Source organism: Loigolactobacillus bifermentans DSM 20003, from assembly GCF_001434575.1.
In the GTDB taxonomy this organism is placed as follows: domain Bacteria; phylum Bacillota; class Bacilli; order Lactobacillales; family Lactobacillaceae; genus Loigolactobacillus; species Loigolactobacillus bifermentans.
Map to the genome: position 1 here is coordinate 1 of NZ_AZDA01000126.1, position 503 is coordinate 503.

Below are 503 nucleotides of genomic sequence, written 5' to 3' on the forward strand. Positions count from 1 at the left end.
AGCCATGATTGCTTAATTCAAAATCTAAATTGTCTAACTTTTCTATTGCACTTCATAACTAGGTTGATCGTTTTTTAATTTATCCGGTTTATGGGCGTTGACATAGTCAGCGAATGTTTTTAAAAGTTCTTCGGTTTGTTCGACCGAGAGGTTATTAGCTTGAAAGTACTTTTCTAATAAAGCCCCTTTTTGAATTAATCGGCGAGAACGGGCTTTTCGTGCTTGTCGATTTTCATAATACTTAGATTGGCGTAACTTAAAATCTTCCCGCTCAATTTTTTGTTTTAAACGCGCTTGTTGTTCAATTAGTTTTTCATATTGATTAGGCATGGAATTCCCCATCTCCTATGACTAATGATCTACGGACTTTTCCTTTAAAAACTCGGATACTTTTTTGGATAAGGACTTGATATTGTCATTAGATAAATTAGCATAATCTAAATTGGCTTGACTGATGATTTGTTTACCTAGCCGTTGTTCAATCTTATTTTTTTCGTCCTTAA

1 protein-coding gene is annotated in these 503 nt (G+C 33.8%); it reads right to left on the reverse strand.

Going from position 1 to position 503, the window contains the following annotated elements; translation table 11 throughout:
* Positions 1-42: 42 nt before the first annotated feature.
* Positions 43-330, reverse strand: coding sequence for a hypothetical protein (locus FC07_RS13250; protein WP_057905570.1), 288 nt, complete (start codon positions 328-330; stop codon positions 43-45).
* Positions 331-503 lie beyond the last annotated feature (173 nt).

What these genes read in the sequence shown, in the direction of transcription:
- FC07_RS13250 (WP_057905570.1), bottom strand. Translation starts at nt 330, where the DNA reads ATGCCTAATCAATATGAAAAACTAATTGAACAACAAGCGCGTTTAAAA.